General features: G+C 32.7%; 20 protein-coding genes. 8 read left to right on the forward strand and 12 right to left on the reverse strand.

Features of this window, described 5'->3' with window-relative positions; all coding sequences use genetic code 11:
* The first annotated feature begins 115 nt into the window (after positions 1–115).
* From ACQ0RB_RS05035 to ACQ0RB_RS05045, 3 genes are all read left to right on the forward strand, one after another.
* Entirely contained in the window at positions 116–487 is a 372-nt protein-coding gene (locus ACQ0RB_RS05035; protein ID WP_129759462.1) for a BlaI/MecI/CopY family transcriptional regulator, read from the forward strand.
* Positions 488–493: 6 nt separating this feature from the next.
* The gene (locus ACQ0RB_RS05040; RefSeq protein ID WP_430496930.1) at positions 494–3340 is read left to right on the forward strand and encodes a M56 family metallopeptidase; all 2847 of its coding nucleotides are present in this window, start codon (positions 494–496) and stop codon (positions 3338–3340) included.
* Positions 3341–3450: 110 nt separating this feature from the next.
* Positions 3451–4551 carry a DUF4407 domain-containing protein gene (locus ACQ0RB_RS05045; RefSeq protein ID WP_430496932.1) on the forward strand — a complete coding sequence of 367 codons (1101 nt, stop codon included), beginning with the start codon at positions 3451–3453 and terminating at the stop codon, positions 4549–4551.
* A gap of 1 nt (position 4552) precedes the next feature.
* Here the strand turns inward: ACQ0RB_RS05045 and ACQ0RB_RS05050 are convergent, their stop codons facing one another.
* From ACQ0RB_RS05050 to ACQ0RB_RS05090, 9 genes are all read right to left on the reverse strand, one after another.
* Positions 4553–4834 (reverse strand): STAS domain-containing protein, encoded by a 282-nt coding sequence (locus tag ACQ0RB_RS05050; RefSeq protein ID WP_129759465.1) that lies wholly within the window; start codon positions 4832–4834, stop codon positions 4553–4555.
* A 182-nt stretch (positions 4835–5016) separates the two neighbouring features.
* Positions 5017–6261 (reverse strand): NAD(P)/FAD-dependent oxidoreductase, encoded by a 1245-nt coding sequence (locus tag ACQ0RB_RS05055; RefSeq protein WP_430496934.1) that lies wholly within the window; start codon positions 6259–6261, stop codon positions 5017–5019.
* 36 nt (positions 6262–6297) lie between these two features.
* On the reverse strand, positions 6298–6663 hold the full coding sequence (locus tag ACQ0RB_RS05060) for a four helix bundle protein (protein WP_262732228.1): 366 nt from the start codon (positions 6661–6663) through the stop codon (positions 6298–6300).
* A gap of 53 nt (positions 6664–6716) precedes the next feature.
* Positions 6717–7727 carry a 4-hydroxyproline epimerase gene (locus ACQ0RB_RS05065; RefSeq protein WP_430496936.1) on the reverse strand — a complete coding sequence of 337 codons (1011 nt, stop codon included), beginning with the start codon at positions 7725–7727 and terminating at the stop codon, positions 6717–6719.
* A gap of 43 nt (positions 7728–7770) precedes the next feature.
* The gene (locus ACQ0RB_RS05070) at positions 7771–8139 is read right to left on the reverse strand and encodes an endonuclease domain-containing protein (protein ID WP_430496938.1); all 369 of its coding nucleotides are present in this window, start codon (positions 8137–8139) and stop codon (positions 7771–7773) included.
* 85 nt (positions 8140–8224) lie between these two features.
* Entirely contained in the window at positions 8225–9949 is a 1725-nt protein-coding gene (locus ACQ0RB_RS05075) for a DUF885 domain-containing protein (RefSeq protein ID WP_430496940.1), read from the reverse strand.
* Complete coding sequence (locus ACQ0RB_RS05080; protein WP_430496942.1) at positions 9946–11529, reverse strand: aldehyde dehydrogenase (NADP(+)); 1584 nt, start codon at positions 11527–11529, stop codon at positions 9946–9948. The genes ACQ0RB_RS05075 and ACQ0RB_RS05080 overlap by 4 nt, the downstream gene beginning before the upstream one ends.
* A gap of 48 nt (positions 11530–11577) precedes the next feature.
* Entirely contained in the window at positions 11578–11868 is a 291-nt protein-coding gene (locus tag ACQ0RB_RS05085; protein ID WP_262732232.1) for a DUF1272 domain-containing protein, read from the reverse strand.
* 141 nt (positions 11869–12009) lie between these two features.
* A complete protein-coding gene (locus tag ACQ0RB_RS05090) occupies positions 12010–12924 on the reverse strand; it encodes a dihydrodipicolinate synthase family protein (RefSeq protein WP_430496944.1) in 915 nt (304 codons plus the stop codon).
* 327 nt (positions 12925–13251) lie between these two features.
* On the opposite strand from ACQ0RB_RS05090, the gene ACQ0RB_RS05095 reads away from it, so the two are divergent.
* On the forward strand, positions 13252–14094 hold the full coding sequence (locus ACQ0RB_RS05095) for an AraC family transcriptional regulator (RefSeq protein ID WP_430496946.1): 843 nt from the start codon (positions 13252–13254) through the stop codon (positions 14092–14094).
* A gap of 1 nt (position 14095) precedes the next feature.
* Positions 14096–14239: a hypothetical protein gene (locus tag ACQ0RB_RS05100; RefSeq protein ID WP_166667434.1), complete on the forward strand. Its 144-nt coding sequence runs from the start codon at positions 14096–14098 to the stop codon at positions 14237–14239.
* Here the strand turns inward: ACQ0RB_RS05100 and ACQ0RB_RS05105 are convergent.
* The gene (locus ACQ0RB_RS05105; RefSeq protein WP_262732235.1) at positions 14236–14814 is read right to left on the reverse strand and encodes a PhnA domain-containing protein; all 579 of its coding nucleotides are present in this window, start codon (positions 14812–14814) and stop codon (positions 14236–14238) included. The genes ACQ0RB_RS05100 and ACQ0RB_RS05105 overlap by 4 nt on opposite strands.
* A 69-nt stretch (positions 14815–14883) precedes the next feature.
* Positions 14884–16071, reverse strand: coding sequence for a glycosyltransferase (locus tag ACQ0RB_RS05110; RefSeq protein ID WP_430496949.1), 1188 nt, complete (start codon positions 16069–16071; stop codon positions 14884–14886).
* Positions 16072–16250: 179 nt separating this feature from the next.
* Here ACQ0RB_RS05110 and ACQ0RB_RS05115 point away from each other — a divergent pair, with 179 nt between their 5' ends.
* From ACQ0RB_RS05115 to ACQ0RB_RS05125, 3 genes are read left to right on the forward strand one after another with little or no spacing between them, the layout of a single operon-like run.
* On the forward strand, positions 16251–19340 hold the full coding sequence (locus ACQ0RB_RS05115) for a hypothetical protein (protein ID WP_430496951.1): 3090 nt from the start codon (positions 16251–16253) through the stop codon (positions 19338–19340).
* Entirely contained in the window at positions 19340–20557 is a 1218-nt protein-coding gene (locus tag ACQ0RB_RS05120) for a hypothetical protein (protein WP_430496953.1), read from the forward strand. The genes ACQ0RB_RS05115 and ACQ0RB_RS05120 overlap by 1 nt, the downstream gene beginning before the upstream one ends.
* Positions 20551–22065, forward strand: coding sequence for a glycoside hydrolase family 2 TIM barrel-domain containing protein (locus tag ACQ0RB_RS05125; protein WP_430496955.1), 1515 nt, complete (start codon positions 20551–20553; stop codon positions 22063–22065). Before ACQ0RB_RS05120 ends, ACQ0RB_RS05125 begins: the two co-directional genes overlap by 7 nt.
* Here ACQ0RB_RS05125 and ACQ0RB_RS05130 read toward each other — a convergent pair.
* On the reverse strand, positions 22055–23272 hold the full coding sequence (locus ACQ0RB_RS05130) for a glycosyltransferase (RefSeq protein WP_262732240.1): 1218 nt from the start codon (positions 23270–23272) through the stop codon (positions 22055–22057). The two genes, ACQ0RB_RS05125 and ACQ0RB_RS05130, sit on opposite strands and share 11 nt — an antisense overlap.
* Positions 23273–23357: the final 85 nt, after the last annotated feature.

The raw sequence follows: 23357 nt of genomic DNA on the forward strand, positions 1-23357 counted from the left end.
ATTCGTGTGAAATTTAGTCAAATATAATAGATTTTAATAAAATAATGCCTTGGATAATTTGGTTGTTTTGTTTTTTATTCTACATTTGTAGAGTTAATTCTAAATATGTAGAATAATGAGTTTATCAAAAACCGAAGAAGATTTAATGAACCATCTGTGGAAGTTAGAAAAAGCTTTCATGAAAGATTTGCTTGATGCTTACCCAGAACCAAAACCAGCTACAACAACCGTTGCTACACTTTTAAAACGTATGATTGATAAAGGATTTGTAGATTATAAACTCTATGGAAAGTCTAGAGAATATTTTCCTTTAGTAAAAAAGAAAGATTATTTCTCTAAGCATGTTAATGGGTTAATCAAGAACTTTTTTAATGATAGCGCAAGTCAATTTGCATCGTTTTTTACCAAAGAAACTAACTTATCAAAAAAAGAACTTGAAGACTTAAAAGCTTTAATTGATAGTGAAATAAAAAAGAAACCAAACTAAAAAACCATGCTCGATTATATTTTAAAATCATCGGCTTGCTTACTTGTTTTACTACTATTTTACAAGTTAATCTTGGAGCGTGAAAACATGCACCAGCTAAAACGTTTCTACCTATTGTTTGCAACCGTTTTAGGGTTTACTATTCCGTTTATTACCATTACAACCTATGTAGAACCAACATATACTTTAGGCACATTTCAACCTCCTTTATTAGAGCCAGTGTTTTATCCTGAAACAACTCAACCTACTGAACAAAACACCAATTTTTGGTCTATACTATTATGGAGTATTTATGGAATAGGAGTGCTTTTATTTTTAGTGAAGTTTATGGTTAACCTCACAAAACTCATCGTAAAAATAAAGACCAATCCTAAACTAAAAAGCAAAAACATCATTAATGTTTTAATCAATAATCTTGAAATTCCTCACACGTTTTTAAGCTATATCTTTTTAAACAAAGCCAAGTTTGAAAACAATCAAATACCAGAAGAAGTATTATTACATGAGCACACACACGCTACTCAAAAACATAGTTTAGACATATTATTTATTGAACTTTTACAAATTGTGTTTTGGTTTAATCCAATTATATACTTCTTAAAAAAAGACGTTAAACTCAACCATGAGTACTTAGCTGACCAAGCCGTATTACAACAAGGTACACAAATAAACACATACCAACATTTATTGTTGGCTTTTTCATCAACACATGGTGGTAACGAACTTACCAATGCCATTAATTATTCATCAATCAAAAAACGACTTACAGTTATGAAAACACAAACATCATCCACCAAAAAATGGATTAAAACCTTAGTGGTTTTACCACTTTTGGCAATTTTAATCTTTGGGTTTAGTAAGAAAGAAGAGGTTGTAAAAGAAGTCACACCTTTAATTACTGAAAACAACCACACAACTACTCCTGTTTTAGAAGTAAAACAAAATCAATCAATATTAATACTGAACAATGAAAATACATCTTTAGAAAGCTTAGGTGAAGATTTTTTGAGTATCACAAAAGGCGAAAAATCAGATTTAAAAATCATTTCAGAAGAAAACATTAAAATGTCCTTTATTGAACAAATTAGTGAAGCTTTAAAACCAAACTTATTGCAAATCTATTTTGAGTCTGAATATGGAATAACTCACGATAATTTCAACTTTAATAGTGACAAGGAAATTGTAAACAATCATATTGAGAATAAACCACTACTAGAGTTTATAAATGGAATTAAAACGGATTGCAACCAATGCGCTCTAAGTAAAAACCTAATTGGTCAGTTAGCAATTACCACAACTCTTGATGAAACTGTTGAAGAGTTTAAAATTCAATTTAAAAATGAAGATGCGTTTTTAGTAAAAGGCAATCAATTGGATGCCAGAGCACAGGAACTTCTTAAAAAAATGAATCATAATGATTTGGTATTCATTTATGATATTAAAACTAAGTTCAAGACATTTAAAAACAAAATACAGCTTAAAGCAAAAATCACAAAACAAGACGAGAACAAAGGTGCTTCAGAAGAACAAATGCAAGAGTATCGCAATTTTATCAATGAATACAAATCAACTAACGTTGTTTATTCTGAAAAACATAAACGTGCGGTAATTATTTATGACCAATTAATGACTGATAAGCAACGTGCATCGGTTGATAAATATCCTAGTAATTTAATTCCTGATAGCAATCTTTCTAAAACACAACCAAAGCAACCAACATCCTCTGAGTTTGAATCTTGGAAAAATGAAAAAGAGTTTGCCATTTGGTTAGATGGAAAACCCATACCAAACTCAAATCTAAGCAAACTTTCTGCTAATGATATTGTATATTATACAGGTTCATTTGTTCACAATAATGCAAGAAGCGATAGGTTTCCTCAACCTTACCAATACTCATTATACACAAAGAAAGGGTTTGAAAACACGTATCAAAAAGCAAATGTAAATCAGTATAAAAAAGCATCAGAAGCATATACTAATGCGATACAAAATTTCTTAAAGGGTTCACAAGAAGACAATTCTGAACTAAAAATTTTAAAAGCTCAAGCTGATAAAATATACAATACGTTTACAAAAGAAGAACTTAAAGAGAATAACATACTACAAACACCTCCATTACCAGCTCAAAAAAAAGCATTTAACAATTGGGTTAAGGTTGAAAATATCTTAGAACAGAGTTCGCAAGACACTAAAGGAGTTACTAAAGAAGAATTAAAAGAATACAATACGCTTGCTAAACATATCAATTCTCAAATTTCTGAGAGTGAATATCCAATTGTGAAGCACAAAGATGCAGTAAGGGTAAAGTATTTGTACAATAAAATGTCTAAAGAGCAAAAAGAATCTGCCGAAGCTTTTCCCGATTTCTCAAAGCTTCCACCTCCACCTCCACCTGCTCCAGACCCAAATGTTAAAACAGGCTTTATAACTATTAATAATTCTACTCATTATTATGTTACTCAAAATGGAAACACTAAATATTATAACCGTTATGGTCAAGAAACCAATAAGGAAGGAACTATAATCAACGACACTCAAGTTGATGGCGACAAAGTAGTTCCAGGTCAAAAAATAACAAAAGTATATAAAGATGATAAGGTTGTAAGTGAGTTTAATAAAAATTGGGATCAAGACGTTCCACCTCCTCCACCTCCTCCAAAATCACCTTTAGACCATATAATTGACATGGCTAAAAAAGGCGCTGCATTTTTTTATGAAGGAAAGTCAATTTCTTCAGACGAAGCCATTGCTTTATTAAAAAAGAATAATGAGCTTAATATTTCCACACAACAGACTGATTCAAAACAAGCTAAAGTTTACATCACAAAAGCACCTGTTAGTATTAAAAATTGATTCACTTAAAACTTACAATTACCAGAAGCCTTGAATTTTCAAGGCTTTTTTTGTAACAATTCAGTGTTTTTTACGTTCTAATAGTCATCAACCAAAAAACCGAATCAGTTATGTTAAAAAAATTCTTCATCATTTGTTCTGGTTCTGATACTGATATTCTTGACAATTGTTCTATTGGCGAACAAAACAAATTTGCAGGTATTGGAGCTACTGTTTTTTTTACTGCAGTAATGGCATTTATTGCTGCTAGTTATGCGCTTTATACTGTTTTTGATAATTATTTTACAGCTGTTGCTTTTGGTTTTATTTGGGGATTACTCATTTTTAACCTCGACCGCTTTATAGTATCAACCATAAAAAAAAGAGGTAACATTATTGATGAGCTTATACAAGCTTCTCCAAGGATAATTTTAGCAGTGATTATAGCTATAGTTATTTCTAAACCACTCGAATTAAAGATTTTTGAAAAGGAAATCAACCAGGTGCTTTTAGAAGAAAAGAATAGCATGACACTTGCTAATCAAAATCAAATTGCTGAACAATACACTCCTGAAATTGCAGCATTAGAAAACAATATTGAGTTTCTTAGAAATCAAGTCAACACCAAAGAAGCTGAAGTTAATGCACTGTACGACACCTACATTACTGAAGCTGAAGGCACAAGTGGCTCCATGAAACTAGGCAAAGGTCCTGTTTACAAAGAAAAACGTGATAAGCATGATACTGCTCTAGCGGAATTACAACAACTAAAAGCCGCTAATAAAACAAAAATCGAAGCGATTGAAGCTGAAATTACTCAGCTTAAAACCAATTACGACACACAAATTGCAACCACACAACCTATTATTGATGGTTTTGATGGTTTAATGGCTCGTGTAAATGCTTTAGGCAAACTACCTTGGCTGCCTTCGTTTTTTATCTTTTTGCTGTTTTTAGCTATTGAAACCTCTCCTATTTTTGCAAAACTATTATCTCCAAAAGGCGAGTATGATTTCAAACTAGAAGATGCTGAAACTGCTGTTAAAACTTGGGTTGAACAAAAGGTTAACGAACGAAATGTTCTATTAAAAACAGATAGAGACATCAACAATAAAATCTACAGCGATATTGCTGAGGAAGACGAGTTGTATCAATACAAGCGCAAAAAAGCTCGAGAATTAATGCAACTACAAGCTGAAGCCTTTTTTAAGCACCAAAAAAACGCATTATAAATTAAGCTGCTGTTTCTTTAGTTTTAAAATGGTCGTATAACTCTTTACATCCAAAACCAATAATCGACAAGCGTTTTTGTTTTGTAATAGATTCGTTATGGAGTTTAGCTAATGCTCTTACACCATATCTATCAATACTTTCAATGCCTTCAATACTAATGGTGATTTCATCAGACTTTTCGAATACATTTCTAAATTCATGATGAAAAACATCTACACTAGTTCTATCGAGTACACCAGTGACTTTAAAAAAATTGTTGTAGCAAGTAATTTTAAGACTCATAAACATAATTTTATAAGGTTAAACAATAAATCTGGTGCTATTAAAATCGGGTGGGAATGGTGTAAATGTCTATAAATGAAATAAAAAACCGAAAGATTTTCGATAAACTACTTAAAAGCTAGACTAGATAAAATTACAAAGCAGAAAAGTCGACAAAACACAGGTTTAGAGTATTTTACCTACTAAAATCTTCTGTCTGGAGTAAAAACATTCACATCTAGCGAAGTTGGATGATTTGAAATAATTTCAGACACTAACTTCCCTGTTGCTGTTCCCATACTCCAACCCATCATTGCATGCCCTGTTGCAATAGTTAGATTTTCGCATTTTGATGATTTTCCTATATAAGGTAATCCATCAGGAGTAACTGGTCGCAAACCACACGCTGCATTTTGCTTTTCTTGTTGAGTTAATTCTACATTAGGATAAAAACGTGTTGTCGCTTGAGAAATGGCTTCAACTCGAGTGTTGTTGACTGTATGGTTAATTCCTGCTATTTCCATAGTACCTGCAAAACGCGTAAAACCATTCATAGGAGTTACTGCTACTTTAGCTTCTGTTAATATTGAAGGAATTTGTATTCCAGTAGTCTGAGTAGTATTGATTCTGTAGCCTTTTCCTGCTTGTAACAATAATTTTAAACCTAATTTTTTACTGAGCAAGTGACTCCAAGAACCAGCAGCCAAAACAAACTCATCTGCCTTTAAAGATTGCTTATTTGTTTTTATTTCTGAAATCTTTCCGTTGTCAACCGTTAAATCTTCTACTTTTTCACTTAAAAGAAATTGAACTCCTACAGTTTGTAAATATGTTTTCATTTCAGCCATAAACTCATGTGGTGTAGTATGCGAATCGCATTTATAATACGTTGCACCTTTAACATTTATGTTGACGTTAGGTTCTAAAGTTTTCAGATCTTGAAGACTAATTTCTGATGCATCTAACCCTTCTCGTTTAGCTAAATGTGCTGTTTTAACTTCTTCTTCAAGCATTTTTTCTGTTTGACACAACATTAAAAGCCCTTTCTTTTCATAATGAAATGAAAAGTTCTCAGCTTGCTTTATATCGTCATACAAGTCCTGACTCAACAATGAAATAGATTTTATGGCAGGAATTGCTTTTTTAACATGATTAGCATTACACGACTTATTAAACGCTAAGACCCATTTTAGAAAATCAGATTCTAATCTTGGTTTAATGTATAACGGACTTGATGAATTAAACATCCATTTTAATCCTTTTTTCATAACTCCAGGAGCAGAAAGTGGAACAATATGACTTGGTGATAAATAACCTGCATTTACATAAGAAGCTCCTGAGTCCATACCAAATTGATCAACAACAGTTACTTGGTGACCTTCTTTTTGAAGATAATACGCAGAACATAAACCAATAATTCCGCCTCCAATTATTATACAATGCTTCATGGATTTAATGATTTAATGAAATAGTGCTTCATAAAATTAATTAATTGTTCCTGCACTTTTTCTAGCTTTAGAAACTATTTTTACAATTTCAAGCGCTTCGTTCATTAAAGGTGTAAGATGTTCAACAGAAACTAAATTAGAATCATTTAAAATTTCTAACCAAAATAAAGTCTCGTCAGCCTCTTCAACTACAATAGACATTTTCGAGAAAAATTCTTTTTTTGAACGTGAAATACAAGCAGCTCTATAATTTGCTGCAGTGGAAGTTGCAGATCGAATAAGTTGCCTACCAATAACTCTGGTTGCTTCAGTTTTCTGAATTTCATCATAAAGCAAGATAATATCGACAGCCAATTGCTTTGTTCTTTTCTTTATTGATTCTACAAATTCTGACTTTTCCATAATTACATCATTATTTCATTATTTCATTGTTTCATTGTTTCATTGTTTCAGTCTTAAATCACTTGAAATCCATACGCATAAGGATCGTCTTCAGTATCTATAGTTATTGTATTATGTCCATAAATTTTTGCCCAACCTTGAATACTTGGCATTATGGCTAATTTACTATCTAAAGTTGTTTCTTTTTCAACACGTCCTATAAATTTACTACCTATAAAACTTTCATGAATAAAATCTTCTCCAACCTTCAGCTTTCCTTTTGCGTACAACTGTGCCATTCTAGCTGAAGTTCCTGTACCACATGGACTTCTATCTATGGCTTTATCACCATAAAACACCGCATTTCTACCTGATGAATTAGCATCAATAGGGTTTCCTGTCCAGAGCATGTGTGAGACATCTTTTATAGTTTCATTTTCAGGATGTATAAATTGATTAGGATATTTTTCATTAATGCGCTGTCTTACCACTTGTGAGTACTGGATAATTTTTGATGCTGAAAAATCATGAACTCCAGAAAAATTATCTTGTGGGTCAACGATAGCATAAAAATTTCCTCCGTAAGCAACATCAAACTTAATTTCACCTAATTCAGGACATTCAACTGATAAGTTTTCTGCTGCTAAATAACTTTTCACGTTAGTTAGCTTAACCCAATCTACTTTTTTACCTATTTGTTGATATTCTATATCTACCAAACCAGCAGGAGCTTCCATTTTTATTTTTCCAGGTGTTTTAGGAGTAATCAATCCCTCTTCAATAGCAATGGTAATTGTTCCTATAGTACCATGTCCACACATTGGCAAGCATCCTGAAGTTTCAATAAACAAAATGGCAAAATCATTTTCTGGATTGTGTGGTGGATATAAAATTGAACCACTCATCATGTCATGACCTCGTGGTTCAAACATTAATCCTTTTCGTATCCAGTCAAAGTCTTTTAAAAAATGCTGACGCTTTTCGCTCATTGTTTTACCAATAAGTTTTGGCCCTCCTTCTTTTATAAGCCTAACAGGATTTCCGCAGGTATGCGCATCAATGCAAACAAAAGTGTTTTTACTCATTTACAAATTTTTAAGCACTCTCCTTATAAGTTTTAGGAAAGTGTCATTCAATTAACAATTCTTTTATTTTTGTTTCTAATGATAACAAAACGCTAAACATATTTTGTTTGACTTCAATATCTGAGAACCTAACAAAAATTACTCCTTCTTTTTCAAGTCGTCCCTGTCTTCTTGCATCATAAAAATATTTATGTTCATGACTACTTCCATCAATTTCAATAGCCAAACCTATTTCATGACAATAGAAATCTACAATATAATCCAACATAGGCACCTGTCTATGAAACTGGACTCCAAAAGCTCTGTTCTTTATATTTTGCCAAAGTAATATTTCTGACATTGTAGAGTTTTTTCTTAAATGTCTAGCATATTCTCTGAGCTCAGGATTATATGGAATTATTTTGTTAGGCATGTTTCTTTTTACACTCCCCTTAATCCCCTCTCAAGAGGGGAATTCTTTTGAGTTTCCTCCCTTGAGGGAGGACTAAGGTGGGTGTTTAGTTTACTTTTTGAATGTAGTTATTCACTCGCTCTTCAAGGATTGACAAGGTTACTGTGCCTTGTTCTAAAATTATTTCATGAAATGCTCTAATATCAAACTTAGCACCTAATTCTTTTTCTGCTTTTTGACGTAGTTCTCTTATTTTCAATTCTCCAATTTTATAAGATAATGCTTGTCCTGGCCATGAAATGTATCTGTCAGTTTCGGTATTAATTTCGTGTAGTGATAATGCAGTATTTGATGACATATAATCCACTACTTGCTCTCGCGTCCATCCTTTTGCATGTATCCCTGTATCAACCACCAATCGGCAAGCACGCCACATTTCGTAAGTTAATTTTCCGAATTGTTCATATGGCGTTGTGTATATACCCATTTCATCAGCTAAATATTCTGAATATAATCCCCAACCTTCTCCATAAGCTGAGAGGTATAAATTTTTTCTAAACTGCGGAATACTGTCTCCTAGTTCATTATTTAAGCTCCCTTGTAAGTGATGACCAGGAACTGCCTCATGAGCTGTTAATGCTGGCAAGGTGTACAGGGTTCTACTAGGTAAATCGTAAGTATTTACCCAATAATAACCAGGATTAGTGCTTTCTTTAGAAGTGCCTATGTAACGACCACCTGTATATTTTGGTGCAATAGCATCTGGTACTGGAGCTACACCATAAGGTTTACGTGGTAAGGTTTTGAAATATCTTGGCAACTGCGCATCAATACGTTTTGCCATATCACGAGCAATCATTAAAATTTCCTCAGGAGTTTCAGCATAAAACTGCTTGTCTGTTCTTAAAAAATGAAAGAAGTCAGCAAAGCTTCCTTCAAAATTTAACTCTTTTATGATTTGCTCCATTTCGGCTTTTATACGAGCAACTTCTTTTAATCCAATATTGTGAATATCGTCTGCTGTGTATTGTGTACTAGTTGTATAAAAGTTAATTCTATTTTGATAAAACTCATTTCCGTTTGGCGTTTCAGAAACACCTAAAGATGTTCTTGTTTTTGGGAAATACTCGGTTTCAAAAAAAGTTTTAATCCGCTTAAATTCTGGAGTTACTTTTGTTTCAATTGCATTTTTAGCAGCTGTTAACACAGAGTCTTTTTGAGCTTCACTTAAATCTGAAGGTAAATTCTTAAATGGCGAATAGTAGTAACTATCTTGATAATTATCTACAATATTATCGTTATACGTTGATTCATAACCTTTAAAAATAACTAGAGGTTGCGAAATCCCTTTTTCTAATCCTTCTCTTAAGTTTACCAGATGCTGATTTACAAATTCTGGAATAGCATTAAGCTTATTTAAGTAATCTTTTACTTGATTATAATTTGCAAGCGGTCTTACCTCATAAGTCAAGCTGCTATGAAAACCTGCATCAGAAAGTATTGGATTTAAGTATTGTTCAAACATGTAATAATCAATTTGGTCTTGAAGCACAAACGCTAAAAGTTTAGCTGAAATTTTATCAGTTTCGCTCAAACTACTTGTGTCAATTTTTGCTAATTCATCTAATGTTTTTTGAGCAAAAACAGCTTCGGTTTTATAATATTCTTTTGTAAAAAGACCTAAAGGATATGACTTGTAATCATACCCTTCATGATCTTGATAGCTATTAATGATTTCATCTAATTTTGATGCTTTCTCAACTTGTTGGTCTTTGTTGCATCCAAAGCATAGTACCAATGCAATAAGTGCAATTTGTTTTATGCGTTTCATATTTTTTCAGTGGTTTGTTTGTTATTTACTAAACGTGAAATCTCAAGTGGATTTTCATTTTTCAGTTCATCAGGAAGCAATTCATTAGGCCAATCTTGATAACTAAATGGACGCACCCAACGCTTTATAGAATGAATACCAACAGCTGTAAAACGACTATCAGTTGATGATGGATATGGACCACCATGTGTCATTGAAGGGCAAACCTCAACTCCTGTTGGCACACCATTAAAAATGATTCGTCCTACTCTATTTTGTAATGCAGAAACAATTTCAGGATATTGAGCAGCTTCATCATCATGAGCAATTAATGTTCCTGTAAGCTGACCTTCTAAATTTGAAATAATAGCTTCTAATTCTTCTACAGAGTCACATTCAACAACTAAAGAATATGGTCCAAACACTTCTTGGTGTAATGTTGGATTATCTATAAATGCTTTTCCAGAAACCGTTGCAACTGTTTGTCTAGCATAGTTGGTTTTAACGTCTTCAGCATATTCAGCAGCAACGTGTAAATTATCTTGAGTCACAGCCTTTTGTCGTTTAGCATCATAAGCCTTAATAATATTAGGATGTAGCATACAAGTAGGATCGATTTTTATAATTTCTTCAGATAATTTAATGATGAAATTGGTTAAATCATCACCTTTAATTCCTAAAATTAAACCTGGATTGGTACAAAACTGACCTGTTCCTAACGTGATAGAACTCGCATAGGTTTTTGCTAAACTCTCATGATTGTTTTTTACGGATTTTGGAAGCATCACAACAGGATTTATACTTCCCATTTCAGCAAACACAGGAATTGGCTCATCGCGTTGAGCAGCTAAATCGTACAATGCTCTTCCGCCATTAATACTTCCTGTAAATCCTACTGCTTTAACTCCTGAATGTTTAACCAGTTGCTCTCCAACTTCAATTCCGCTACTATTTAAATTTGAAAACACTCCGTTTGGCATTCCTGTTTTTTGAGCTGCTTTTACTATTGCAGAAGCTACTAATTCTCCTGTTCCTGCGTGCATAGGATGTGATTTTACAATAACAGGACAACCAGCAGCAAAAGCTGCAGCTGTATCACCACCAGCAGTTGAATATGCTAAGGGAAAATTACTTGCTCCAAACACCACTACTGGACCTAAAGGAATATACAGTTTACGTAAATCGGGTTTTGGAGCTGGTTCTCTGTTGGGTAATGCTGTATCTATTGTAGCATCAACCCAAGAGCCTTCATTTACTAAATCGGCAAACATGCGCAATTGCATTACTGTTCTACCTCGTTCTCCTTTTGCTCTGCCTTCAGGTAATCCGGATTCTGAACAATAGGTTTTTATCAGCAAATCGTCTAGAGCTAAAATTTCATCGGCTATCGTGTTTAAAAATGCTGCTTTTTTCTCTTTTGAAATTGACCTAAATACTTTAAAAGCACTTGTTGCCAATGTAACTGCTTCATCAATTTCTTCTGCAGTTGCCTCAGTAAACACATACTCATTTTTTATATTGAGCTGCGGATTAAACGTGTTGTACTGCTTTGTTCCTTTGGATGATAAATTGTTTCCTATGTAGTTTTTTCCGGTTATCATATTTCTTATTGTCATTCTGCGCTACGACGCAGAATCTATTTGTTTTACTTATGGATTCCGCATCAAGTGCGGAATGACAAAGTCTAATTTTTTATTAATTCGTTTTAAATGTGCTTCAACATCTACTGGTTTAAAAATCACTTTTGTTGAAACAGGGTATTTTTTTAAAAGCTGTTTTGGTCGTATTGGTCGTTTCTCAAAATCGCCTCCACAATTAGGACATACATGCTGTAAAACGTTCTCTACACAATCCTTACAAAATGTGCATATCATTGCCTCCCGAGAATCATAAGGCAATGATTTATTACAATGTTCGCATGTTGGTCTTATGTCTAACATTTTTTATTGTGTTAAGGATTGAGGCTTTGTTTGAGCTCTTTAGCTTTTAAGGATTCCGAACCGAAGTGCGGAATGACAAAAAGGTAAAAGCGAGTGCCGAAAGCCTGACCACGCTTTTTGCGTGGGAACACCCAAATTAGTTTATAAATTTTTATAATCTGGAAGTTTTGGTCGATTTTCCAGACTCTTTTCTATGATTTTTATAACCTGTTTGCGCTCTTCTCCATGTAATGGCAAACGAGGAGCACGAACATTTTCGGTTCCTATTTTAGTATAAACTTCAGCGAGTTTAATATTTTGTACTAATTTAGGGTTTATATCTAACTCCAACAACGGCAAAAACCATCTATAAATGTCAATTGCTTCCTTAATGCGTCCTGCTTTTTGAAGTTCGTAAATTGCAACCGTTTCTGCTGGAAACGCGCAAACCAAACCAGCAATCCAGCCATCTGCTCCCATGAGCAGACTTTCTAACGCTAAGGTATCAACTCCTGTCATGATTTTTAATCGGTCACCAAATCGGTTTTTAATTCTAGTAATGTTAGAGATATCTCGCGTGGACTCTTTTACTGCTACAATGTTATCGCACTTGAGTAATTCTTCAAACATATCTAAACTCACCTCTACCTTATAGTCAACAGGATTGTTATAAATCATTATTGGCAATGAGGTATTATTTGCTACTGCTTTAAAGTATTCTACAGTTTCTTTATCTCCAGATTTATAACGCATTGGAGGTAACATCATGAGTGCTTGTGCTCCATCATCTTCAGCTTTTTGAGCTGTAGCAATTGCAGCTTTGGTACTTTGTTCTGCCACATTAACCAACACAGGAACTCTTGAATTTACTAGATTTACTGTAGTTTTTGTTAGAATACGCTTTTCTTCATCTAACAACGTACTCGCTTCTCCTAAAGTTCCTCCTAAAACAATACCATGTACACCAGCTTCTAACTGAGCATTGATATTTTTTTCAAACATTTTTAAATCTAGTTCATCAGTGTCAGTGAACTTTGTAGTAACTGCTGGCATAACGCCTTTCCATTGTATACTCATAAATTACGTTTTTTTTGATAGTGTAAATTTAGAGTAACAATTGACTAAAAAATTAATAAGCAGTTATCCTTAATTGATATTATATTATCCAGTTTAGTATATTTATACTTAATTTTGAGTAGTATTTAATTATAAAATCGTTTTTGATTACTCACTATTAAGCCAGTATTTAAACATTTGTCAAAAATCCATCAGCTTAGTCACCTTGAGCGCAGTCCAAAGGTCAATAAAAACATCTCGACTGCGCTCGATGTGACAACTTTTGTTACTGGCATAATAGTGTTTATCCAAAATTTGTTTTCACAGAAATAAAAACAGCCATTTTCAATGCGAGTATTACCTTTTAAAATTCCAAAACCTGAAAAAGATGCTTTTGTCTATCAAGTTGATAACGCAGCTATTTTTTATGATAAGCTACATCAACACGAAGAAATACAAATGAGTTTTATTGTTGAAGGTGAAGGTACTTTACTAGTTGGCGATACAATTAACTACTATTCTAAAGGCGACATACTTATTATTGGCAGCAACTTGCCTCATGTGTTTAAAAGTGATGACAGCACGTGTAACACATCACACATGCTAACATTGTTTTTTACTAAAAAGACTTTTGGAAGCTCTTTTTTTCAGCTTGAAGAACTGAAAGAGGTTCAACCTTTTTTTAAAAGAGCAACTCACGGATTTAAACTTACATCTAGACAAAAACTAGCAAGTGAACTGTTTTTTAAATTAGAAAATGCTTCAAAATTAAACCGACTGATCATCTTGCTTCAGCTTTTAAAACTGACGTCTTCAGCAAACTATAAAAGTTTATCTTCTTTTATATATGACAAAAAATATACTGATAATGAAGGTGCGAGAATGCGAAATGTTTTTGAGTATACTATGAATCATTTTCATGAAAATATTACACTTGAAACGATTTCAGAAATTGCAGCAATGACCAAAAACGCATTTTGTAAATACTTTAAAAAACGCACCAATAAAACTTATATTCAATTTTTAAATGAGCTAAGAATTGAGCATGCCTGCAAACAATTAATTTTAGATAAAGAAATTACTATTGCTCAAATAGCTGAACACTGCGGATTTAATAATATGTCCAATTTCAACAGACAGTTCAAATCTGTTAAAGGCATGACGCCTTATGTTTTTAGACAAACAAGCTGAAATGAAAAACAAACACACTTATTTAATACTAGCTATTGCCTTACTCATTACAATTTATGGTGTAGTAAGTGGTAAATTTTTCTTCTTGTTTATTTTTTTGCCTTTAGGTTTAGGGCTTTTCAGTAGAAAGAGAAAGGATGATTAAAGTTTTTTTACATACTCGGTAACAATAACTATTTGTTGTCCGTCTACTTTTCCTTCAATATAAGTGGCATTTTCATGATCTAAACGAATGTTGCGAACGGCTGTTCCTTGTTTAGCTACCATACTTGAGCCTTTTACTTTAAGGTCTTTAATAAGCACTACAGAATCACCATGTTCTAATATTACACCATTGGAGTCTCTATGAATAATTTTTTCGCTGTCGTCTTTATGCTCGCCTGTTTCTTTTGCAAATGCCATTGTTTCGTCATCTAGATACATCATATCTAGTAAGTCTTGTGGCCAACCTTCTTTACGAAGTCTTTGTAACATTCTCCAAGCCATTACTTGTACTGCTTTGTGCTCGCTCCACATGCTGTCGTTTAAACAACGCCAGTGGTTAGCATCCATATCTTCATTGCCTTCAATTTGATTAAAACAGGTTTCGCATGCAAGAATACTTGTATCTACAGTTTCATTTAATGCTGGAGGAATATTGTATTGTTTTAAACCTGTTTTTGATCCACAAAGTTCACAGCTAGTATTGCTTCTTTCTTGTAATGTTTGTAAAACGCTCATGTTATAGAATATTATTTTGCAATAATAAAACAAATAATGGTTTTACGAGTTTGAAAATTTGAGTAATCGTTAGTTTATCTCAAAGTTCACTTGTTGTAATTCAATTTGGTCATACGTTGGCTTTGATCTATACACCCAAGCTATTTGAGCTAACTGCATTACAATTTTTACAGAATCTTTCATTGATAGTTTAGAACCATCTGCGTGTATCCATCTTTTTAATGGCTGCTCACAAAGCAATGCCTTTGCTTGTTTTAAGCCAAAGTGTTGACTCATTCTTTTAAAGATTTCTACATCAAAAATCCATTGTGTAACAAACTTATCTTTAAAGGCTACTTCTATAACATCTTTACTAAAGATTTTAGCTCCACATTGTGTGTCTTTAAAATCCATTTTTAAAATCTTTCTGATTATAAAATTGATTGTTAAGCTTATTATTTTACGAGCAGACTCTTTGGTAATATTAGCTCCCATTCTAGATATTCTAGAACCGCTTACAATTTTAAAATTTGAAGTTTCAATCGTTTTTACTAAATCGTCAAAATCTGATAAATCTGTAGACAAATCGGCATCTAAAAATCCTATGTAATCTAAATCGGCTTTTTTTGCCATGTGTAACATACCTAATCTAACAGCTTCTGCTTTTCCGCCATTTTTCTCACAGTCATACACCGTTATAAAGTCTTCTCTTCCTTTTTGAAGCTCTTTTAAAACCTTAAGAGTATTGTCCTTGCTTCCGTCGTTTACAAAGCACAGGTGATATCCTGAATTCTTATCTATATAGCTTAAAAACTCATCACTTAACAAACGTTCTTCTTCATTATAACAAGGGATTACAACACCTACACAACGTTGTTGAATCATTACATCACTTTTTTCCACAGCTGATGCAACTTTTGGCGCACCTATTAATCGTTTTACACGAGCGCTGATTTCGTTTAAGCTTAAAGGTTTTTTCATGTAGTCATCTATTCCTAATTCAAAACCTTCAGTTATTGTTTCATCTTTAGTATCTCCAGACAATACCATGATTGGTGTTTGTGCTTTTTTAGTAATTCTTATGTGTTTTACAACATCTAATCCAGAAATATCTGGCATGTTTACATCTACAATTACCAAATCTGGTTGGTATGAATTGTATGTTTCAATTCCATCTATACCTTTAGTTTCAATTTTTACATCGTAACCTAATTCTATTAATCTTTTTTGAAGTGGTAATAACACTAATTGTTGATCATCTATTGCTAAAACTTTCATAATGAATTATTTTTAATTGTTTTTGATACTCCAAAAGTACTCTCAAAGACGCTCTAAAAAGATAATTTTAGTTTAACCTATATTTTAGTGTCGACGAATGGTAGATTGCTGTAGATGATTAAAAAATGAACCACTATCTAATTTATTTATCTTTACATTGTTGAAATGTTTAACCCTAAATGAAAGAAACTTCAAACAAATATTTAATTACTGCGCTCCTACTTGGTTTAGCGTTTCATGGTAGTTCTATCTTTTTTACATTAGAGACTACGTATGATGCATTAATTCATTTGTTTTTTGCTGATCATTACGCTAACAGTTGGTTTGAACCCTGGAATTATAAATGGTATACTGGCTTTACCGTACAAAGTTATCCGCCATTAGTTCACCAAAGTATAGCGTTACTTTCTTTGATTGGTGGTTTAAAATTTGGTCTATTTAGTGTCGCGCTTATTGCTATTGTTCTTTTTATAACAGGTGCTTATAGGTTTTCATTAATGATGACTGGAAACAAAACCGTTGCAGGATACGCTTCTGTTTTGGCTGTATTCTCCTCTTCGTTTGTTGAAACTCTTCATATTTTTGGGCAATTGCCAAGTATTGTTGGTATTTCAGTTTTAATGCATGCCTTACCGGAAATATACTTATGGCTTAAAACTGGTAAGAAATGGTATTTAGCAACCTCTTTATCATTGATTGCTGTTACTGTTACGTCTCATCATGTGACACCTATTTTTGGGATGGTCTTTTTTATATTTCCTTTGATAGGCATGGTGCTTATGGATGTCTCAAAAGAGCAAGTTGGCACCATGAAAGCTGTTACTTTTAAAGTATTTTTAAGTAGTTTTTTTAAGCTTTTTAAACGCATTGTTGTTTTTGGTGGCTGTTCTTTAGTGCTTATTGTTGGTTGTATATTTCCTTATTGGTTAAACTCAAAAGCAAACCCAATTACACAAGTCCCTATTCCGCATGGCTCTAGAGATAATTTTCTTGAGATTACATCTTCTGGTTTAGTTTTCTTTTTAATTCCTTGGGGCATTTTACTTATTCTACTTCCTTACATTTTTTACAGATATTACAGTAAGCGTTATTTATTTTTTGGGTTATCCATAACAATATTAACCGTTTTAGGAACTGGAGGCACAACACCTATTCCTAGAAAAATGCTTGGTGAAACTGCTTTCAACATTTTAACGTTAGATAGATTTACACTTTGGGCATCTATTATGTCTATACCTATGCTTGGTGAATTTGCCTACCGACTTGTTGAAGGTGATTTAAAAGCTAGAATTCAATCACGATTTGGAGCTATTTACCATCGTATTATTGGTGGTATTCTTGCTGGTTTATTTGTTTTTATGGTTGTATTCACAATGAGTTTAGGCTATTTTAGGCCATCACAACCGCAAAAAATAAAAATGCTTCCTATTGTGAATTTCTTGAACCAGGATGATCATGATAAGTGGCGATTTTTAACACTTGGTTTTGGTGACCAAATGGCTTGGTTAAGTGCACAAACCAATGCTATGACTGTAGATGGCAATTACCATTCAGCAAGACGATTACCCGAACTTACCACTCGACCTATAGAACGTTTAGAAAACTCAAAATTTAAAGGTGTTGCAGGTATTGGTTCTTTACAGCAGTTTTTAACCACACCTGAAAAATATAATCTTAAGTATATTTTTTCTAACGACAAGTTTTACGACCCAATCCTTTACTTCTGTGGTTGGCAACGTTTACGTCAGTTAGAAAATGGCATTATGGTTTGGGAACGTTTAAACATTCCTCCTGTTTCGTCTATTTTACCAAAAGATGATGTTGCTAAATGGTTAAAAATACATTGGGGAATTATGCCTTTTTTAACGGTTTTAATTGCTTTTGTTTTAAACATTCAAATGCTATGGGTTAACATGCTTAAAACACGTTTTAAACCAATTCCTGATTTTTTAAAATACCCAGTAAACTATTCACACTTTTCTAAAAACCTGTTACGCATAACGCACGTTTGGTCTTTTATTTTAGCTATTGCTGTGTTTTATGGTATTTATCTTTTTTACTTAAAAAACGATTCGCAACGCAGTCCTGAAAACGCCATTATTGCTTATTATGATGCTTTAGATTTTAAAGAGTTTGAAAAAGCTCATAGTTTAATCAACCCAAAAAGCAATATTGATATTGCGCAATACATGCTAGAAATTTCTGTTACCGACGGTTTGTTAAGCAGCTATGCTAAAATGGATGCGATTACTACTGAAATCACAAAACACAATGACAGTGTTGCTTCTGCAAAAGTAACGAGTCAATGGATTACACCTCTTGAAAAAATTGAAAAGATCGATTACAAATCCCTTTTAAAAATTAAAGGGAACTGGTTTTTACAACCAGACGAATTAAATAACGACTTGCCACCAGACCAACTGTATTCAAATAATACCACACAATATTTCAACCAAGGAAGAAGACGTATCACGACAGAGCAAACGCATCATGAAGACATTTTAAAACAACCTGTTTTAGAAGTTGTTTCTGCAAAATTGGTAAAACATAATAATAGCTATGCTATTGTTGGCGAAGTACAAAATATTGATAATGTTCCTGCTGATGTCACTTTAAAAGGCACACTTTATAATGATACCAATAAACAACTAGCCACTTACAATGCTAAATATCATGTAAAGCATAAATTAATGCCTAAAGAATCTAGTAGTTTTAGAATAAACTTTGAAGGTATTGCATGGTCTAAAACGCAAGACTCCATACCAGACACTTTTAATCCTGACGAATTTACTCCGGTTGAATTTGAAGAACAACCAACTAAATTCAACTTGCAAGTAGCTGGAAATGTTTCTGGTTCTGATTTATATAAAAATGTGGTATTAAGTGACATTCACATTACTAACAACTCAATTAATGGCAACCTTTTTAATAGTGGCATTCAAGAAATAACCATACCACAGTTACTTATTACCTATTACAATGCAAATAAAGAAATGGTTTGGGTTGATCACTTATTTATAAAAGAAGGCATTAGGCAACAGCGCAAACAAGATTTTAAATATGATATTTTAAACAATGAAACTATAGCTGTAATTTCTGAAAACATGGAAAACATTTATGTCAATGGTTTACCTAACAAAGCCATTGCTTCAAAAATTATATCAAACAGAATACAAAATCATACTGCCGCACAATTACAACCTATTGAGCATCCTGATTTTAGTTATATAAAAATTGAAATTAACACCTATATAGGAAACCCTAATTAATGCAAATAAAAGGCACATACTTGTTTATTTTATGCTTGATGTTTTTATCATCGTTTTTTGTTGTTACGCAACAAGAATCAGTAAAAGACATAAAACTTCTAACTACCAAAACACAGTTTGAAGTTGGTAATGCCATTACATTAAAATTTTCTGGTAACGAAACCTCAACACCTTTACTTTATTGTTCTAGTAGTTATGGTTCCACATTAATTTCGAGTGTAACAACTGATAACACTTTAGTTTATACTATTCCAGAAGCAATTTCAAATAAAACAGGCTTTGTAAACTGGAAGCTTGTTAACGACAGTATATTGCTTTCAGGAAAGTTTAATATCAATCCAAAAGCTGAAGTAGCCACTATGGAAACCTATATTGGTCCACCAAGTATTGAAGCTGGTGGAACAGATTACACCATGCTTGTAGTGATACCAACAGATTCACTTGACAACCCTGTTCCTTCAAACACACAGGTTAATGCAAAACATCAATTTTTAGCATCAGAAGATACTAGTGCTATTTTCACAAATAACTTAATTGCTTATAAAAACATTTATTCTAAAACTGAACATGGCAGAATGCTTATTTCTTCTGAAAGTTTAGGCACAAATTCTAAAGAATTTACCATTAATGTTACTGCTGCAATACCTTCAAATTTCAATATTTATTCAAAACGTCCTCATGAATATGCAGACGGAAATCAAATAACAACTTTTTCAACATCAATTATAAAAGACCGATTTAATAACACTGTAAGCGACGGTACATTTGTAACTCTTATTATTACAAATAGTCAAGGAAATATTTTAAAAACCTCCGGAACAACTATTGAAGGTGTTGCTACTGCAAAAATGATTCATCCTGATTATAGTGACAATTGGGTAGTTAAAGCCTTTATTGATGGTATGGCTGAAAGTGATGAAATTACCATAAACTACAAGCAAGCAATAGATGACTTTGATGTTGCTTTTTCAAAAAACAATCGAAACATAAACGTTGGTCCTTTACAAAGTTTCATGCAACAAATGATTCCTGACGGCTTGCAGGTAACACTTCATATTTACAAAAACAATGCTCTTATTCAGTCTGAAATAAAAACCTCTTATAATGGTTTTGTGAGTTTTAATATTAACGAAAACATTTACCATAAAGGACAATATGACTTTACGGTTATTGCTGCTGGCATAGAAAAAAGCTTTAAAAACAAAACCCTATGGTAAGCCTTAATAAAAACATATTGCGTGCTGCACTTTTGGCTTCGTATATAGTAATTATTGCGTTGATTATTTTTGGCGTGAGCGCTTTATACAGCTACTTAAATACAGGTGCTGACAGAAGTGCAATGCTACATACAGAAATAAAAAAGATAGATCAATATTTACCTAAAGTACATTGGCAATCTACAAATAACGAAGGTAGACCCATTGATAGTGAAAACCTAAAAGCAATTCAAAATGATTATTTAGATGCGTGGTATGTTAGGCATGTTGCCTATAAAACCAACACAAAAAATGGCATAGAAGATTATTTTACTGATAGTGCAAGAGAAAATATATACCAATTTATTGCACTAAACAGTTCTAAAAATATCACTGTAGAATCTACTACTTTAAGTCACAATATCACATTAGAGTTTTTTAGTGAAGACGGACAACTAGCAGTAATCACTGATCGTGATGTACAGGAATACAAACGTGTATTTCAAAACAAAAAACAACTACTAGAAACCAAAGAAGTTTCTACCTACAAAGTGGTTTTACTTTTAGAAGATGGTTTTTGGCGTATTAGACATTTTATAAAAGAAACAACTAATATAGACAATACAGCACCAAAACCTGTTTCAGTTAGTCCTTTGAGCATAAAAGGAATAAACTATTATCCGCAAGCAAATCCTTGGGATATGTTTGGTGATAGTTTTTCTAAAGACACCATTAGCAAAGACTTTAAAATTATAAAAGATGCTGGATTAAATTCGGTTAGAATTTTTGTGCAATATGATGATTTTGGTAGAACCAATGTAAACCCCGAAAAACTAAACAAACTACAACAAACTCTAGATGCAGCTGAAGAAAACAAGCTAAAAGTTGTTGTAACATTATTTGATTTTTATGGTGATTACTCTGTACTAAATTGGACCTTAAATCAGCGACATGCTGAAACCATTGTAAAGGCACTAAAAAATCATAACGCTTTACTTGCTTGGGACATTAAAAACGAACCTAATTTAGATTTTGAGTCTAGAGGGAAAGAAAATGTTATTGCTTGGTTAGATAACATGATTGATTTGGTAAAATCTGTTGATAGCATTCATCCTGTTACCATTGGTTGGTCAAACACCAAAAGTGCTACTATATTAAAAGATGATGTTGATATAGTTTCGTTTCATTATTACGAAGATTTAGACAATTTAGATACCGAAATTAAAACGCTAAAATCTAAAACAGACAAACCATTAGTGCTACAAGAATTTGGATTATCATCTTATTCTGGGTTTTGGAATCCGTTTGGCGCTTCAGAAGAAGACCAAGCTAATTATCATAAAAAAGCCCAAAGCATCATTGCAAAAAACAATTTACAATTTATGTCTTGGACCTTGTACGACTTTGATAAAATACCAAAGGAAGTCGTTGGTAGACTTCCTTGGCTCAAAAACACTCAAAAACAATTTGGTTTCATTAATAAAAATAATACCAAAAAACTTTCTTTTAAATATATTTCTAGAGAATAATTTCTGAAGTACTTACTTCTTCTCTATTGATTTTTCTGTCTATAATTTGCTCAAAATTATTTAGGTACATATCTGCTATTGTTGACATAGGAAATGCTGTAGCTGCTTTATAATTAGCTTGTCCTAACTGCTCTCTATAGTTATCATTTACCACAATTGCTTCAATAGCATTTGCTAAACTCTCTACAGATGTTGGCTCAAAAAACTCACCTTGGTATCCTTCATCTTTTACTAATAATGCTAAGTCTCCTAAATCTGGCATTACAACAGCCTTTCCATAACTTCCTGCTTGGTGTAAGACACCAGAGCTTCCTGTTGTAGATGTATAAGGGAATACAACAACTGCACTTTCATTAAAAATTACTGGCACATCTTCTTCTTCAACATAACCTGTAAATCTTACTTGTGGCACATGCTTATAATCTTCTTGCACTTTAGCTAAATATCCTGGTACGTTAGGGTTATCTGTTCCTGCAATAACTACTTCTAAATCTAATCCTGTACGTTCTCTTACAAGCTCAACAGCTTCAATCATACCTTCAACTTTTTTGTAAGTTCCAAACTTACCAAAGGTCATAATTTGCATTGGTCCTTCAGGGATTTGATAATTTGGTTCTTCAGCTACTTCAAAAGTGCCATGAGGAATTAATGTTACATTTTTAGCATTGTACTTGCTTTCTAAAATGTCAACATATTTTTGCATTGTTACAGCAACAGTATCTGCCTGAAGTATTAATCGTGTTAATGTGCTTCCTATAAAACCATACACTTTTTGCATTATTTTATTAGAGGTAAAACCTGCATTTCCTAAGTCTACTTCTTCTAAAATGTTATGTAATAATACAATGTTTGGAATACGTTTCAATCTGCAAACTAATGGCAACATTAATCCTAAAGCTGCTGCTACTTTTTTATCTCCAAACTTCATAAATTGTAAATTGAACAATACTGAATCTGGCTTAGTGTCGTTGATTGCTTTAGTTACTGAAACAATATTTTTATAGCTATTGAATTTCCAGCATTCTTTTACAGTAATTTTACAACCTGCTTCGGTAAATTCTAAGTCTTTTTCTCCTTCTGTTTTATCAGTTAATAGTATTAATTCAGTTACATTTTCTTTTTGTCTAAACTGCTTTACTAAATGATATGCATATTCGTTTAAAGTAACTTTACTTGGTGGATATGCTGTTACAATTGCTAGTTTCATAAGGTTAAGTTTTTGATGTTTTTGTTGTGTTTTAATTATAGTACAAATTTGGGGTTTATATTTCCTAAAAAGGGTTGATCTTAGA

The sequence above is a fragment of the Gaetbulibacter sp. PBL-D1 genome (assembly GCF_050509525.1).
GTDB classification, from domain to species: domain Bacteria; phylum Bacteroidota; class Bacteroidia; order Flavobacteriales; family Flavobacteriaceae; genus Gaetbulibacter_B; species Gaetbulibacter_B jejuensis.